The 16,376-nt window shown below is 31.0% G+C and carries 18 protein-coding genes; 8 read left to right on the top strand and 10 right to left on the bottom strand.

Annotated features, from left to right (window positions below):
- Nucleotides 1-14: 14 nt before the first annotated feature.
- On the bottom strand, nt 15-425 hold the full coding sequence (locus GQR95_RS01990) for a DUF4293 domain-containing protein (protein ID WP_159021561.1): 411 nt from the start codon (nt 423-425) through the stop codon (nt 15-17).
- Nucleotides 426-623: 198 nt separating this feature from the next.
- On the opposite strand from GQR95_RS01990, the gene rho reads away from it, so the two are divergent.
- Nucleotides 624-2,369, top strand: a complete 1,746-nt coding sequence (gene rho / locus GQR95_RS01985; RefSeq protein WP_159021560.1) for a transcription termination factor Rho — start codon at nt 624-626, stop codon at nt 2,367-2,369.
- A 66-nt stretch (nt 2,370-2,435) separates the two neighbouring features.
- Here rho and GQR95_RS01980 read toward each other — a convergent pair whose 3' ends face one another.
- From GQR95_RS01980 to GQR95_RS01955, 7 genes are all read right to left on the bottom strand, one after another.
- Entirely contained in the window at nt 2,436-3,251 is an 816-nt protein-coding gene (locus tag GQR95_RS01980; RefSeq protein ID WP_233266025.1) for an IS3 family transposase, read from the bottom strand.
- A 50-nt stretch (nt 3,252-3,301) separates the two neighbouring features.
- Nucleotides 3,302-3,736 carry a hypothetical protein gene (locus GQR95_RS17035; RefSeq protein WP_199269631.1) on the bottom strand — a complete coding sequence of 145 codons (435 nt, stop codon included), beginning with the start codon at nt 3,734-3,736 and terminating at the stop codon, nt 3,302-3,304.
- Nucleotides 3,737-3,908: 172 nt separating this feature from the next.
- Nucleotides 3,909-4,931, bottom strand: a complete 1,023-nt coding sequence (locus tag GQR95_RS01975) for a response regulator transcription factor (protein WP_159021559.1) — start codon at nt 4,929-4,931, stop codon at nt 3,909-3,911.
- Between the two features lie 58 nt (nt 4,932-4,989).
- Nucleotides 4,990-5,127: a hypothetical protein gene (locus GQR95_RS01970; protein WP_159021558.1), complete on the bottom strand. Its 138-nt coding sequence runs from the start codon at nt 5,125-5,127 to the stop codon at nt 4,990-4,992.
- A 227-nt stretch (nt 5,128-5,354) separates the two neighbouring features.
- Nucleotides 5,355-5,801 (bottom strand): response regulator, encoded by a 447-nt coding sequence (locus GQR95_RS01965; protein WP_159021557.1) that lies wholly within the window; start codon nt 5,799-5,801, stop codon nt 5,355-5,357.
- 140 nt (nt 5,802-5,941) lie between these two features.
- Nucleotides 5,942-8,779, bottom strand: a complete 2,838-nt coding sequence (locus GQR95_RS01960) for a PAS domain-containing protein (RefSeq protein WP_159021556.1) — start codon at nt 8,777-8,779, stop codon at nt 5,942-5,944.
- A gap of 131 nt (nt 8,780-8,910) precedes the next feature.
- Nucleotides 8,911-9,192 (bottom strand): hypothetical protein, encoded by a 282-nt coding sequence (locus GQR95_RS01955; protein WP_159021555.1) that lies wholly within the window; start codon nt 9,190-9,192, stop codon nt 8,911-8,913.
- 246 nt (nt 9,193-9,438) lie between these two features.
- Here GQR95_RS01955 and GQR95_RS01950 point away from each other — a divergent pair, with 246 nt between their 5' ends.
- On the top strand, nt 9,439-10,347 hold the full coding sequence (locus tag GQR95_RS01950) for a YihY/virulence factor BrkB family protein (RefSeq protein ID WP_159021554.1): 909 nt from the start codon (nt 9,439-9,441) through the stop codon (nt 10,345-10,347).
- An 84-nt stretch (nt 10,348-10,431) separates the two neighbouring features.
- Here GQR95_RS01950 and GQR95_RS01945 read toward each other — a convergent pair whose 3' ends face one another.
- A complete protein-coding gene (locus GQR95_RS01945) occupies nt 10,432-10,617 on the bottom strand; it encodes a CsbD family protein (protein WP_159021553.1) in 186 nt (61 codons plus the stop codon).
- 457 nt (nt 10,618-11,074) lie between these two features.
- Here GQR95_RS01945 and GQR95_RS01940 point away from each other — a divergent pair, with 457 nt between their 5' ends.
- The 5 genes from GQR95_RS01940 (at nt 11,075) to GQR95_RS01920 (ending at nt 13,891) form a co-directional block, all read left to right on the top strand.
- Nucleotides 11,075-12,112: an AI-2E family transporter gene (locus GQR95_RS01940; RefSeq protein WP_159021552.1), complete on the top strand. Its 1,038-nt coding sequence runs from the start codon at nt 11,075-11,077 to the stop codon at nt 12,110-12,112.
- Nucleotides 12,113-12,389: 277 nt separating this feature from the next.
- Nucleotides 12,390-12,554, top strand: a complete 165-nt coding sequence (locus GQR95_RS01935; protein ID WP_159021551.1) for a DUF1328 family protein — start codon at nt 12,390-12,392, stop codon at nt 12,552-12,554.
- 25 nt (nt 12,555-12,579) lie between these two features.
- Nucleotides 12,580-12,786 carry a hypothetical protein gene (locus tag GQR95_RS01930; RefSeq protein WP_159021550.1) on the top strand — a complete coding sequence of 69 codons (207 nt, stop codon included), beginning with the start codon at nt 12,580-12,582 and terminating at the stop codon, nt 12,784-12,786.
- A gap of 89 nt (nt 12,787-12,875) precedes the next feature.
- The gene (locus GQR95_RS01925; RefSeq protein WP_159021549.1) at nt 12,876-13,223 is read left to right on the top strand and encodes a hypothetical protein; all 348 of its coding nucleotides are present in this window, start codon (nt 12,876-12,878) and stop codon (nt 13,221-13,223) included.
- 113 nt (nt 13,224-13,336) lie between these two features.
- The gene (locus tag GQR95_RS01920) at nt 13,337-13,891 is read left to right on the top strand and encodes an AraC family transcriptional regulator (protein ID WP_159021548.1); all 555 of its coding nucleotides are present in this window, start codon (nt 13,337-13,339) and stop codon (nt 13,889-13,891) included.
- A 276-nt stretch (nt 13,892-14,167) separates the two neighbouring features.
- On the opposite strand, the gene GQR95_RS16700 is transcribed toward GQR95_RS01920, so the two are convergent.
- Nucleotides 14,168-14,512 carry a hypothetical protein gene (locus GQR95_RS16700; protein ID WP_233265984.1) on the bottom strand — a complete coding sequence of 115 codons (345 nt, stop codon included), beginning with the start codon at nt 14,510-14,512 and terminating at the stop codon, nt 14,168-14,170.
- A 443-nt stretch (nt 14,513-14,955) separates the two neighbouring features.
- On the opposite strand from GQR95_RS16700, the gene GQR95_RS01910 reads away from it, so the two are divergent.
- Nucleotides 14,956-16,374 (top strand): MBOAT family protein, encoded by a 1,419-nt coding sequence (locus tag GQR95_RS01910; RefSeq protein WP_159021547.1) that lies wholly within the window; start codon nt 14,956-14,958, stop codon nt 16,372-16,374.
- Nucleotides 16,375-16,376 lie beyond the last annotated feature (2 nt).

Genomic DNA, 16,376 nt, shown 5'->3' with positions numbered 1-16,376 from the left:
CTAAGATATAAGGCTTAACGTAATCTATCTACAGATTTTACAAGATCTTCATCCTTCTTAATGGCCTTATTAGCTAACACTAATAACACGATAGAAATAATAGGAAGGAACATCCCAATACCTTTCTCTGAAACGTTAGTTTCTCCAGATATGTTTAGAGATTGATAAACGAAAAACACTATTAAAAAAAAGTTTGATATAATGTTTAGGCGCCCCAATACAAATTGAAGCTTTCTGTTAGAATACAAGAATATAGATACTAAAGCAAGCAGTGCAGATCCTAAAAATACGGCTAAGCACATAATATTGTCTTTTGCAAAAACTAAATGGCCTTCTGTATCTGCCCATAAATTGAAGACAAATATAAGTCCGCCACTAACAATGGCAGTTAAAAGAAGATAAATAGTTTGTATGCGTTGTATCATTCGTTATTCTAAACTAGACTGCAAAAATAGCAGTTTCTTTGAGATTATTTATATAAAAAATTAAAATAAAAGTCGTATAATTGCAATAACAATGTACAACACTCTTTGTTTTAGATTGTTAATTCTTCAGAATAAGATCAAATTTTCTTCAGAATAATTCAATATTTAAATTCTAATCAAATATTCAATTGAACATCAATGTTTGAAATCACTCAATTAAAAGAAATGAAACTTCCTGAATTGCAGGAAATTGCCAAAAAATTAAATATCCCAAAGTTTCGTACTCTTAAAAAACTCGATTTAGTATATCAAGTATTAGATCATCAGGCTACAAACCCTAAAGCGGTTATAGAAGCTAAAACAGATACAAAAGATACCGTAGCTCCTGCAGAAGAAGCTTCAAAACCTGTACGTGAACGTGTAAAAAAACGTGTTCCTGTTAAAAAGGCGGTAAAACCAAATACAAATACAATTCCTGAACCAATTGCAGAGGTTACTCCAGAAGCAGCAGCTACTCCTGAAGTAAAGGACGAACCAAAAGCGGCTCCTGTAAAAAGACAGCCTATAAAAAGAAAGCCTAATCCGAGGCCTGTAGTAGCTAAAGCACCTCAAGCAAAAGAGGATAAGCCAGCTGTTGCACATAAAGATGATAAAGCGCCAAATGCTCCTAAAAAGGAAAATCAGCCTAATCGTCCAAAAAGAGAAAATCCAAATCAAAAGAAAGATGGTCCAAACCCTAGACAAAATAATAAGTCTAACGGTAACCAACATCCTTCTAATAACGGAAATAAAGATACTAGAAACCGTTACAAAGAACCAGAATATGAGTTCGATGCCATTATTGAAAGTGAAGGTGTTTTAGATATCATGCAAGATGGTTACGGGTTTTTAAGATCGTCTGACTATAATTATTTATCTTCTCCTGACGATATTTATGTATCGCAATCTCAAATTCGTTTATTCGGATTAAAAACGGGAGATACTGTTCTAGGACAGGTAAGACCTCCTAAAGAAGGAGAAAAATATTTCCCTTTAATAAAAGTAAATAAAATTAATGGTCAGCATCCTAGTGTAGTTAGAGACCGTGTTTCTTTCGAACATTTAACGCCATTATTTCCTGAAGAGAAATTTATTTTAGCTGAAAAACAAAGCACAATTTCTACACGTATCATGGATTTATTTTGCCCAATAGGTAAAGGACAACGTGGTATGATTGTTTCGCAACCTAAAACAGGTAAAACGATGTTGTTAAAAGACATCGCGAATGCTATTGCAGCGAATCACCCAGAAGTATATCAAATTATTTTATTAATAGATGAACGTCCTGAAGAGGTTACAGACATGCAACGTAATGTGCGTGGTGAAGTTGTAGCATCTACATTTGATAAAGAAGCTCACGAGCACGTAAAAATTGCTAATATTGTTTTAGAAAAAGCAAAACGATTAGTAGAATGTGGTCACGATGTGGTTATTTTATTAGATTCTATTACACGTTTAGCTCGTGCCTATAACACGGTACAACCAGCCTCTGGTAAAATATTAAGTGGTGGTGTAGATGCCAATGCATTACATAAACCAAAACGTTTCTTTGGTGCTGCGCGTAACATTGAAAATGGAGGATCGTTATCTATTATTGCAACCGCTCTTACGGATACAGGTTCTAAAATGGACGAAGTTATTTTTGAAGAATTTAAAGGAACAGGTAACATGGAGCTGCAATTAGACAGACGTATTGCTAACCGTAGAATTTTCCCTGCTATCGATTTAATCTCTTCGAGTACACGTCGTGACGATATTTTATTAGACGAAACAACGGTACAACGTATGTGGATTATGCGTAAATATCTTGCAGATATGAATCCTGTTGAAGCAATGGAATTTATTAACGATCGCTTTAAGAAAACAAAAAATAATGAAGAGTTTTTAATTTCTATGAACAGTTAGAAATACTTTTCAATATGTCTAGTCCTGAATAAACGATACAGATTATTAAAGGATTAAAAATATTAATTAAAGCTGAACAATCTTAAGATTGTTCAGCTTTTTTGATTTATACTGTTTTCTTTTTAATTTTTGTTGTTTATGCATCATATCAGGTGTTCGCATATGATTAGAAAAATGTGGTCTTAAACTATTGTAAATATTGACTGCATCTTTGATTATTAATTTCTTTGTTTCTATATCGGTATCGTAAGTTGCTATTGCAAATTCTTGTTTCAAAATACCATTTACACGCTCTGCGATAGCATTTTCATAAGGATCATATTTCTCTGTCATACTTGTAATAATATTTTTGTCTTTTAGCAAGTTCTGATAATCATTAGAACAATACTGCAAACCTCTGTCTGAGTGATGTATTAAAGATTGGTCTTTATAACTTCTTTTTCTTAGAGCCATTTCAAGAGCTCTAAGAGAACCTCCAACTTCAAGACTATTTGATATGTCATAGCCCATTATTTTTTTTGAATATGCATCTGTAACTAAAGCAAGGTAAGACGGATTTTTTCTATTCCCAGTGTAGGTGATATCGCTTACCCAAACCTGTTCTGGACGATTAAATTCTATCTCATTAATTTTATTCTTATGCTTTCTAAATCTATGATGAGAGTCAGTTGTTATATGATAACTCTTTTTAGGTTTTATAACCATGTGGTTTGCTTTGAGTATTCTAAACAACTTATCTCTACCTACATGTACTTTGCTTAATTCATTTTTAAGTATATAATATAATTTTCTTGTGCCTAGCCTTGGCATTAAATTCCTAACAGAACGTACCATAGCTATAACTTGTTTTGCTAAGCTTTGCTTATGCTTTTTGGATTTTATAGCTCTGTAATAAACCTGTCTATTTACCCCGAGTAATTCACAGGAAGAGATTATGGTCTCTTTTTGGTCTTCTTTGAAGTTTTTGATAACTCGGGTTTGTAATTTTTTCTGATTTCGATATCATATTCCTTTTCAGCCATATCTACGAGCATATCAAAAATTATAACCTTCTTATCTGCACGTTCAGCAAGGTGTTCTGCTCTTGCCTTTTGCTTTTCTAGAAGTTTAACCTTAGCTTCTAATTCGAGTATTTTTTGTTCTGGAGTTTTTGACATCGTTTTTGGAGATTGGTGTTCCCAATCAAAGTTACCATATTTTTGCAACCATTTGGTTACTGTAGAATCTCCTTGGATGCCATATTTAAGCTTAGCTTGTGATTTTGTAAGAAGTCCAAGCTCTAATTCTTCAACTAATTTAAGTTTAAAAGAAAGAGAGTGGTCTTTTTGGGTACGCTTGGTGTGCCCTAAATGGTCTGATGTTTTCATTACACTAAATTTTAGTGTATCGCTATTTCAGGACGGGACAATACTATACTAAAAGCGGTCATCTTATACAGATGACCGCTTTTTTTTGTAATATATAATGAGATTTGTTTTAAACTTGTAAAACACAAAATCGCCCATGTAATTAATTACATGGGCGATTTATATATATAAGTTATGCTGTTGCAGCTAACGAATTTTGATTATCCTGATATTGTTTAGGACTACAATTATATTTTTCTTTAAATATTTTAGAGAAATAACTTCTGCTTGTTAAACCTACAGTGTATACAATTTCAGAGATATTTAAATCTGTTGTTTTTATAAGGTTTTCAGCCGTTTCTACACGTACATTTCTAATAAAATCTGTTACCGTTCTGTTGTGTAGTAACTTAAATCCTTCTTGTAATTTTGAAGGCGTTAATCCCGATTTTGTACTTAAATACTTTAAAGTGTATTGCTTTTCTGGATAATTAGAAATAAACAAGGATATATCTTTTACCATCTCCATTTCCTCTTTATTTAAAGATCCAAATTTGTTTTTTGCAAACTCAACATCGTCTGTATGTTGTTGTATTTCTAATGCTAGAATAGTTTGTACAGTACTTTCTACCAATAAACTTCTTACTACACCTTGCTGACTAATAGCTTCTAATTGCTTAATCTTTTCAGATATTTTAAGGTTGTAAGATCCAAAATATGTAAAATGATCTGTATGCTTATTACTTGTAAAGATCTGATTCAACTTCGCGTTTAAATCACTATTTGCTATAGATACATCGTCTGTGCTCACTACAATTGTAGAGAAATTGAATAACGTATCTTTTTTAAAATGATAAACATTGTTTACCGTTTCTCCGCTTCTTAAAATTGCTGTTTGAAAAGCATCTAAAGTATTTGTTTCTCCGGTTAAAGAAAAACTATGTTCTACATGGCCTTCAGAACAATATGTAAAATATATAGGAGAAGATTTTAAAATAGTATTCACTAATTTAAAATCTTTTTTAAACTCAATATTGAAAGCAATATATGTAATGCTTTTCTTAACACTTACAGCGCTAATTGTACCTAAAGCTAAGTCATTATCTACCGTTAAAACATATTCTTTATTTATTGAAGATGTCTCTCCTCCAAGGTGAACTTGAAGATCGTTAATCATTTTACGGGCAGTTGTTGATTTTATATGTAGTGTTTTCATGATTTTTTTTGAGTTTAAAAGGTGATGTATAATTGCTGGTTACATTGTATATCTTGAGTTACTTGACCTTAAATCCTGTAACAAGTGTGTTAGAGTTGTCTATTCTGTTAAGAATTCCGTGTAGGTTAAATACTTTAACATGTGATGGCTTCATTACTTTCCCTATACGCGCATTTTGATTTGAAGTCTGTTTCATATTTTGAAATAGTTTTTGTTATTGTATACCACAAATCTCTTAAAATACTAAGCCGTAAGTGTTACATAATTTTCATAATCTGTTATATAATTTTATTATTTTAATTTTATGTTGTTGGTTTTTAGTTATTTGTGTTTTATGTGTAAAAACAGAAAAAGCCCAAAAGTTAACAGTAATTAACATTTTGAGCTTTTATTTACGTATAAAAAGGAGTCTTTATTAAGTGATTAAAGGCGCATTATAAAATTTTCTTTGTTGAAGTTAGACGTGTTGTATTGCCAATTAATTTGAAGCACTTTTTCTATAACAGATTTTAATTTTCCAAAATCGTTTGGCTTATTAATGTAAATATTAGCGCCATTAATAAAGGTTTCGTCAATATCATTTTCTGATGATGATGTAGAGTAAATAGCAACAGATAAATCTTTAAGATGATTTGTATTGCGTATTTCTTGCAAACATTCTAGTCCGTTTTTAACAGGCATGTTTAAATCTAAAAATACCACTTGTGGTAAAATAATTTCGGGCTGTAGTAAAAAATCCATGAATTTTTGCCCATTTTCAAACAAGGACAATTCTGTTTTAATATGAATTTGGTCTATTGCTTCTTTAAATAGAAAACGATCGTCTTCATCGTCGTCTACTAATGCGACTTTTAGTTTTTGTAAGTTCATAAAAACAATTAAATTTATAACAACATTTTGATGTTTAGTATGTTATAAATTGCTTTAAGTTAAATTCTTATTAATCAAAATTGAGCAAAATGTAAAACGTAAATTTACGAATTAATTCTCTTTAATTTCAAAAATAAATCCTAAACTAAAGCAGTGTTTATAGGAATATAAATGTTGAAGGTTACGCCTTTGTTTTCTTCACCTTGAGCAAAAATATATCCATTATGGTTTTCAACAATCTTTTTAACTATGGCTAGGCCAATTCCTGTGCCTTCGTAGGCTGTTCTGGTATGTAAACGTTCAAACACATCGAATATTTGTTCGCTGTATTGCGGATCGAATCCTATACCATTATCACTCACTTTAATATGGCAATATTCACCATCTGCAACCAATTGTTCTATTTTAAAAGCAGATCCTTTGTCTATAACGCTGTCTATTTTTATAATAGGAGGGACGCCTTCTCGAGCAAATTTTATAGAGTTGTTTATTAAGTTATTCATAAGCTGAATAAATTGAAATGGAATAATGTAAACGGTACATAAATTTCCAACTTCTATGGTAACCTGATGTTCTTTTATAAGTTCTTTTAAATCTATTTTAACTTCGTCTAGAATAATGTTTAAATCTGTTTTTTCGAAAGTACGCGTAGAGGTATTTGTTCTAGAATACGTTAGTAAATCTTTAATTAAGACTTGCATTCTGTGTGCTGCATTTTGCATGCGATTAAAATAACCTGCTCCCGTTTCTGAAAGATTGTCTTTCTCTAGGTCTAAAATTCGAGATGAGAAAATTTGAATTTTACGAAGTGGTTCTTGTAAATCGTGACTAGAAATATATGCAAAAGATTGTAGCTCTTCGTTCATGCGCTGTAATTCTTCAACAGAATTTTCTAATTTAGAATTTGCTTCTGCTAATAACTTAGTTCTGTCTTTTACTTGGCGTTCAAGTTCCTGTAAAAACATTTTCTGATCCTGAATATCTGTACTTGTTCCTACCCAACGTTGTATTTTTCCGTTGTTGTCACGTTGCGGAATGGCACGACTTAACTGCCATCTGTATTGGCCGTCGTGTCTTATAAAACGATGCTCGAACAAGAAATCTTCTCCAGTTTCTATAGATTTATTCCATAAAAAAGCATTCTCTTCACGATCGTCTGGGTGTACTATTGTTAACCAGTTAGACGGATTTAAAGTTTTTGGTGTGTGTCCTGTAAATTCGTAAACCGTACGATTGTAATAATCTAACAGGCCTTCTGTATTTGCTGTCCATATTTTTTGAGGCATAGAATCTGCTAGCAGTCTAAATTTTTGTTCGTTTTCTATAAGTTGCTGTTCGTTGCGTTTTTCTATTGTTATTTCTCTAAGTGTTCCAAATAACTTTACGGGGACGCCTGCTTCGTCGTAAAAAACTTTTCCATGTGTACGAATCCAGATTACAGTATCGTCTTTTTTTCGTGTTCTAACTTCGTAAAAATAGGTCCCTGTTTTTAAAGCCCGATCAAAAGCGGGGAGTAATATGGTTTCTAAATCTTCAGGAACGGTTCTGCTTCTTATAAATTCTTTAGTTAAAATATAATCTTCTGGATATCCTAAAATACTAGGTAAACGCTTACTGTATGTAATGTCTCTGTTGTGTAAATCTAATTCCCAAGTTGCTAAATCTGCAGCTTCAGTGGCAATACGTAAACGGGTTTCTGTTTTTTCAATCTTTTTTCTAGACGTTACTTTTTCTGTAACATCTACAGCTGTCACTATAATTCCGGTAACAGCATCTTTGTTTTCTATAATGGGAGAATAATCTAAGTCGAAATAAAAATCTTTAGTACCGTCATTTCCTTCTACAGAGGCGTGCGCTTCTTTTTCGCTATAAGATATTCCTGTGTTATACACATTATTTAATAATTTTGGGAATCTTTGATCCTTAAGCTCAGGAAAAACGTCTATTAAAGGTTTGTCTATACAATCTTCTAAATCTTTCCTCCAAATATCGTTAAGCATGGTCTGATTTGTAATTTTAATCACATGATTTGGACCATGAAATACGGCAATAGGAATTGGACTTTGTAAGATTACTTTCTTGAATTTATTTTCACTCTCTAAAACACTGTGTTTAGCAATAACAGATTCTGTAACCTCTGTCGTGGCAAGAATTAACTCAGAAATGTTATCGTTATCATCTTTTATGGCTTCACCTAAAAAATTAAAATAATGTGTTTTATTTGTGCCGTCTTTACATATGGGAATCGGAATTTCTATTAACTGAAAATTTTCGCCAGTTTCTAAAGCTGTAATAATTTCCTGTTTTAAATTTAAAGATGTTTTAGGAATGGCATTTTCAAAAGCATCTCCAATAAGAAATGGATTTGTATCGTTAAATAATTCTCGATATTTTTTATTAACGGTATCTACAGTTTGCGTTTTTGCAGATACAATTAATACGCCTATCGGTGCTTGTTTTACAATATTAAGAAACCGAGTGGTTAATTTGTTTACTTTTTTATTTGCCTTAATAAGTAAGGTGTCGTCTTGGCAATGTACCAATACGCATAGAGCTGTATTGCTTTGTGTTTGTAGCGCAGTGAAATTGAAACTCCAATAGGTTTTATTCTGATTTGATTTTTTGTATTCAATACCAGTTAGTGCTTCTGTATTTATTAAGTCTAGGCTGCTTTTTATACTTGGAATTAATATGTTGAATAGATCTAGATGTAAAGAATTAAGAGGTTTTCCTAGATAACTGTGTACTTTGTTTTTTTGTATAAAGTTCTTGTAAAATGCATCGTTATAAAAGAAAAGCAAATCTGTTCCCCAACATAAAAACTGAGGTTGTTTGCTGTTAAGTATAATGTTTAGTGTGAAAATTAAATACGGTGGCCAAGTCTCTGTAGGTCCTAAAACGCTAGAGATGTTTTGGTTGTAATTTAATACTGTTCCAGTCTCAGACGGCGTAAATAATTTGTTTTGTGCTGTATCCATGTTTTAAAATTACTGCTAAAACATATTGAAACGTAAAGCCTCAAAACTTAACGAGAAGGTTTTATAATGCAGATTTATTTTAGGTTCAAGTTAATAAAATTTCTCGTGTTGCATTTGCGAGTTTACTATTATTAATTCGCTGCTTTTAATTTAGATTCTAAGGCTTCAGATGTTTTTTTAATGGCCAATTCTATAGACCTTTCTTCGGCAATAGCATATATGGGCATTTCTATGGTGTTCAGTTTTATTTTGCATACATTATCTAAATCGCTTGATTTGTTTTTGACTTTAAAAAACACACTTGCCCCAAGAACAAATGGGAATTTTTTAGCAAGCGGATTTAAGTGCTCTTCAACTAAATATTCGAAATAATTATTTTTAGGTATGTTCACATATTCAAATTGTAGTTCCATGACCTTGCTTCTTTTTTTTGATTAAAATTTAGTGTAATCTAAAAACCTTATCTTTTGTTTTACAAGATGTTATTTTAGACCATTCAACTTAACAAAAGTAGACGAAGTACTTTAATTGCTTTGACTTTAATGCATTTTAGATGTGCTCAAATCGTAAATGTTTGTTAATTTTTATTTGCGTTAACATCTAAATTTTAGAGTACATTATAATCTCTATTTTTAAACTTCTAAAGTTGCCTGTACATTATGAGTCATAAATTTCAAAATACATTTAAATTAAAAGATGTCCCTTTTCTGTTTAAAGAAACCTTTAATAGATGGTTGGACAGTGACCCGTGGCGCTTAAGTGCGATTATAGCATATTATTCTATTTTATCGCTTCCAGGACTTCTCGTAATTATAATTAATGTAATTGGTTCGGTTTGGGGAACAGAAATTGTTGAGGGTGAGTTAACAGGGCAAATTGCTGATGTTTTAGGTCGTGATACAGCATCTTCAATACAAACTATGATTGCCGAAACTCAGAATTCTGAAAACAATATATGGTCTACAATTATAGGGATTGGAACGTTGCTCTTCGGAACTACAGGAGTATTTTATCAATTGCAATTATCTTTAAACGATGTTTGGGGTATTGAAATGAAACCTGGGTCTAATTTTTATCAAATCATAATAAGTAGAGCTCGTAGTTTTGCTTTTATTTTGGTAGTTGGTTTTTTGCTATTGGTGAGTCTTATGGTGTCTGCGAGTATTTCAATCTTAAATAATTATATTCAGAATTTTTTCCCAGATGTTGTTTTGTATGCTGCCTATATTACAGATTTTAGTTTGTCTATAATTATAATATCTGCATTGTTTTCGCTAATGTTTAAATACTTGCCTAATGCAATAATTCCTTGGAAAAGCGTGTGGTCTGGAGGTTTTTTAACAGCAGTTTTATTTGTTGTGGGGCAATCTTTATTGGGGTATTATTTTGCTAAAGCAAATCCAGGATCTACTTATGGTGCAGCAGGAACCGTTGTTTTGCTGTTGCTTTGGGTATCTTATTCTTGTCTTATTTTGTTTTTTGGGGCTCAGTTTACTTGGGTATATGCTAAACATTATACTATAGATATTACGCCAACAGATCACGCTAGATTAAAAACGAAGAACTAAACCACAAATCTCCTATACATTAAAAGCCTCGTTTAATATATAATTAAACGAGGCTCACTTTTTAAAAATTAACTAACAAAAATTTTACCAATTACTTATTTCATCTTGAATTTCTTCTTTGGTTTTACCCGTTTTTTCTTGAAGTTTTCCAACCATTTCGTCAAACTTTCCTTCAGAGTATGTTAAATCATCTTCAGTAAGTTCACCATATTTTTGTTTAAACTGACCTTTTACTTGTTTCCATTTTCCTTCTAATTGATCTTTGTTCATGACTTTGTTTTTATGGTTAATACTGATGTAAAATTACCTTAAATCTAAGGGTGTGATTATCTGTTTTGCTTTATTTTTTAACGCAATCACTAAATGTATTTAGTGATTTGTTACAGCTAATATTTAATGTTTTAGAATCAATCTGTTTAGTGCGTTCTCCTGAAATTTGTATGCTTTACTATTAGTCATGCGGTTAAAGTAAAATGAATATTTAAAACAGGCAGAATAGAATGCTTTAAGAAATACGGTTATAAGAGTAATGACTTTCTATTCATGAAAAAGGTGAGTAGAAGTTAACTTTTCTGAATGCTTAGAAAAACTTAAAATAATATTGTTAAGCCAAGTATTTAGATGTTTCAGCTTTATTTATATTGAAGAAAAAGGAATATATTTCTGCATTGTGCAATCATTAAATTAATTACATTTATATAGCTACTAATTATTATCACCAAAACATATGGATAACAAAATCTCTACAAGTATTATTAGACAAATTTTTATTTTGTTACTTATTTGTTCTTTTGCACTTATGATATTTCTGGAATTAGTTCCGTATTTATCTGGTATTTTAGGCGCAATTACATTTTTCGTTTTATTACAAAAACCGATGAGTTTTTTGTTAAAAAGAGGTTGGAGACCATCCTTAGCAGCAACATTATTATTGTTTTTGTCTTTTATAGGAATTCTTATTCCTATAACAATTACGCTTCTGTTATTAGGAAGTCGTGTAGAGCGAGCGATATCTAAATCTGAAGATTTTGTAAAAATAATTAAATCGCAAGTGTTTACCTGGGAGCATGAATTAGGATATCAATTTACTTCAAAAATCGATGGCTCATCAATTTCTAATTGGCTGTCTAATAACGTTCCGGATTTTCTTGGTAGCACATTTAATATGGTTATCGGGATTGCTATTATGTATGTAATGTTGTATTTTATGCTTAGTAACCGTAAGGCATTGCAAAAAGCGATGTTAGACTATATTCCTATTGGTAACGATAATTTACGTATCATTGGTCGCGATAGTTTAACCATGGTAAAATCTAATGCCATTGGTATTCCTTTAGTCGCTTTTGCACAAGGAATTGTTGCTTTAATAGGCTTTCTTATTTTTAAAATTGAAGACCCCTTTTTCTGGGCAGTTATTGTTTTTGTAGGATCTATGATCCCGTTTGTAGGTACTTTAATTGGGACTTTACCTGTTTTTGCTCTATCTCTTTTAAGCGGAAATGATACACAAGCCTGGGGCATTTTAATTTATGGTCTAGTTGTTATTAGCTCTACAGATAATTTACTTCGATTATTTATTTTGAAACGTTTAGACGATGTTCATCCCTTAATAACACTTTTTGGAGTGCTTGTAGGTGTCCCTTTATTTGGTTTTATAGGACTTGTTTTTGGTCCATTATTAATTAGTTTATTTTTACTTGTTTTACGTATTTATAAACAGAAGTATGGCCAGGAGAATCCAAATACAGATGGAATGAGGCTCTAGTTGTTTTTGTGTAAAATATTTTTTTAAATAATATATAAAAGTCTAAACTGAGATGTAAATTTTGGTTTAGACTTTTTACATATATACTAAATAACATAGGTGTATTCTATATTAAAAACAGGTATTTGTATGTAAGTAACTGTTAATGTGTGGTTTGTTTGCGTTAAGTTTAGAATTGATACAGTTAAGTGGTCTTTAGCTTCTGCTATACCTTTACAGTAACGAAATAATATAACAGTTATTTCAAATTAATATTAACCATTTAAAACCATATACTATGCTACGTTGGACAGTAACATTTATAATTTTAGCAATAGTCGCCGGTATTTTCGGATTCGGTGGAATCGCAGCAGGAGCTGCTGGAATTGCAAAAATCTTATTTTTTATATTTTTAGTACTATTTGTAATCTCGCTATTTACAGGTAGAAATCCCATAAAATAATCAATAACTTTTTAAAACCACAACAATGAGAAAATCAGCTTATATTTTTTTTATGGCTATTGCCATGATGGTATCTCTATCGGCTTTTACTAGTTGTAGAGAACAAAAAACAACAGGAGATAAAATTGAAGACGCAGCAGATGCTGTTGGTGATGACATTGAAAATACTGCAGATGATGTAGGAGATGGCATTGAAGATGCAGCCGATGATGTTGAAGACGCTGTAGATTAAGAAAGAAAAAGATTTACTTTCTAATATTATGTAACAAGGTGTGTTCTTCGGAATGCACCTTTTTTTATTAATTTATTAAAAGAATAATTATGACAGAATTAAACCAATACGCTAAACATGAAAGTGATTTTATAAAACAATATCAAGAGAAAGGATATTGTGCGAGTTATCAGGTTCGGGATGGACTTTTGGTAGACTTAGACACTAAAGAAACCTTTAACGCAGACCATGTAAAAGTGGTTGCAGAACACCGGTATGAAGGTATGAGTAATCCGTCTGACATGTCTATTTTATATGTTTTAGAAACGCCAACAGCATCTAAAGGAACGTTTTTAACAGGATTTGGACCTTCTGCAAATTTAGACGATGCAGCGTTTTTTAAGGGCATCCCAGATGCAAATTATTCAGATAAGGCAAATGTCTTGTCTAAAGATTAAGGATAAAAACGGAATTAGTCTTATTGATTTTATCAGAAATAAAATTCAAAATTTAAATCATTATTATGGTTAAGATATTTGTATTTTGCTGAAGTTAATTATATAAGGCTTTTATGAAATTATTCGTTAAATTCGATTACCAAGTGGTTTGTAAACGTGTGTTAGAAGCGCAGTTAAATGAGCTAGATATTCCGTATAAATTAAACGGAATTGGAGAGGTTGAATTATCTTCTAGTTTGCAAGCAGATAAAAAAGAGGCGCTTATTTCTGGTTTAGAATTTTACGGAATTGAAATTATTCAGGACGAAAAAGATGTTCTGGTACAACGTATTAAAGATCTTGTTTCAGACATGATTTATAATTCTCAAGAAGATCAAGACTATAATACATCTACATTGCTTACAGCTCATCTTAATTATTCTTATAATTATTTGTCGGGTGTGTTTTCTGAAGTAACGTATTCTTCAATAGAGAATTTTGTCATCTTAAAAAAGATAGATTACGCAAAAGAGTTAATGTCTAGTAATACCAGTTTAACATTAACAGAAATTGCGCATCGTTTACAATACAGTAGTGTTGCACATTTATCGGGGCAGTTTAAAAAAATAACAGGATTAACACCGTCTAGTTTTCAGAAGATTATAGCTAAGCGTAGAGAACGTATTTAAAGTTAATGTTTTTGAAATAATGTAATATAAAAAAGGTTCGAAGTTTATAATTTCGAACCTTTTTCTATTACAGAATAGGTCTTAATTATTCGAATGCTTTATAACTAAATTTTTGACCTCCAACAGAGGCTTCATCCATTAATCCTGCTTTAGAGTGTGTAAACACAGCAACTCCATTTTTATATTTCGCATCTAAACTTTCTCCAGATTTTAAAGCTACAGCAGAAACACCTGCGTCGAATTCGAAATTTCCTTCTTTAAATTTTTCAACATCTTCTAAAGCTTCAAAAAGATAACTTCAATTAAATCTTGTCCTCCAGCTTGTAAACCTACGCTAAGCTCTTTTAAACTTGCCATACTTTTTTTATGTCCATATTGGTATAAAACACCATTTCCCGAAGCACCTCCATTAATAAAACCTCCTTTACCAACATTAGGAAATATTACACAGCCTGCAGAGTTGTTGAAATTTTTTTTTAAAGCCGGATTAACTTCTAAAAGTGTTGTTACTGCTGTTTCAGATTCCTTTATCACTTTTGTGTCTTTCTTACTTTGTGCATTTAAGGTCGCAGAGATACTACATACAAGAAGTAAAAGGAATATGTTTTTTAAGGATTTCATTAGTTTATTTTTTTGAATTAATAAAAATCAAAATACTATATTTTTTTGTAGTGCAGTGCATTTATACTATTATTAGATAAACATCTGTTTCTGTGTAATGTACTGTTATTTAGTAATTTTATATATGTGTTTCTATATAATATTTTCGTGAATACTTTGTTTCTTTTTAAGAGATCAGATTCGTGTTTCTTAAATATCTCATTTTTTTAATCATTAAACTTAATCCATTATAAATGCGAAAAACGGTCTATATTTTGCTCTAATTATTGTATCTATAATGTTGCTCTTTAATTTTGAAAATTCAACCGATACGAGCATATTTGCAGTCTGTTTTCTTTTTTTAGTTTAGTGTTTAATTATATTGATAAAAAAAGAGATATTGAAAATAGTTATTACCAATAGTTGTTTTTAATGTTACAGTTTTAAAATGAATATTTTTCAGAATGCTATTTAATTCTTTTGAGTTTTTAATTTTTTTTCCACTTGTTTTTGTGGCCTATTGGTTACTAAATAACAATCTGAAGAAACAAAATATATTATTGCTAATCTGTAGCTATGTTTTTTATGCATGGTGGGATTGGAGGTTTCTTTCTTTAATTATTGTAAGCTCCTTAATAGATTTTACTGCCGGTTTACAAATATTTAAAGCACAAACACAGCGCTTAAGAAAACGCTGGCTCATGGTAAGTTTAGTAGCCAATTTGGGAATGCTTTGTATGTTTAAATACTACAATTTTTTTGCAGAATCATTCTCAGATTTAATGCATGCTTTTGGATGGCAACCTAACGATCTTACATTAAATATAATTCTTCCTGTAGGAATTAGTTTTTATACGTTTCAGACGTTAAGTTATTCTATAGATATTTATAGAAAAGAATTTAAGCCTACTAAAGACTGGGTTTCTTTTTTTACATACATCGCATTTTTTCCGCAATTGGTTGCTGGCCCTATAGAAAGAGCCTCTAATTTATTGCCGCAAATGGAGAAACGCAGAGCCTTTAAAAAAGAATGGTTTAATGCAGGTGTTATTCAAATATTGGTTGGGTTATTTCGTAAAATAGTTATCGCAGATACTATTGGGACTTACGTAGATTTGGTATACGGAGATGTGAGCCTTTATAATACTACCACCATAATTATTGCAACATTTTTCTATGCGTTTCAAATCTATTACGATTTTTCGGGATATTCAGATATTGCTATAGGAACAGCGAAATTACTTGGTTTTAAATTTTATCAGAATTTTAATATTCCTTACTTCTCAAAATCACTTACAGAATTTTGGAGAAAATGGCACATGTCTTTGTCTTACTGGCTTAGAGATTACTTATATATAGCGTTAGGAGGAAGTAGAAAAAGAATAAGAATTACATATCGTAATTTAATGTTAACGATGTTATTGGGCGGATTGTGGCATGGTAGTTCTTGGAATTTTATTATTTGGGGAGGTATTCACGGAACTGTATTAAGTCTAGAGAAGTATTTAAAAACCACGGGAATTATAAATAAATTTAAAAGATTTGGATTTTTAGGGTATCCAATTACATTTATAATAGTGCTTTTTTCGTGGGTGTTTTTTAGAGCACAAGATTTACAATCGGCAGGTTTAGCGATTAAAAAGATTTTTCAATTAGACTTATCTATGCCGTATATAGGAGACTTAAATGTTATGGCTTCTTCTGTTTTTGTTCTAACTATAGGTGTGCTTTTTGATTTGTATTTGTTTAATAAAAAGATAGATTTAGAAGATTTTGGTGCAAATTTTAGCGGTGTTAAAATGGCTGTAATTGCCACGGTTATAATTACCTTAATTAATTTGTTTTATTCCTCTTCTAACAACTTTATTTATTTCCAATTTTAAAT

Origin of the sequence: Formosa sp. L2A11 (assembly GCF_009796865.1) — a bacterium.
Classification (GTDB): domain Bacteria; phylum Bacteroidota; class Bacteroidia; order Flavobacteriales; family Flavobacteriaceae; genus Formosa.
Note: the sequence above shows the minus strand (reverse complement) of the source record. Positions and strands in the feature narration are given on the sequence as shown.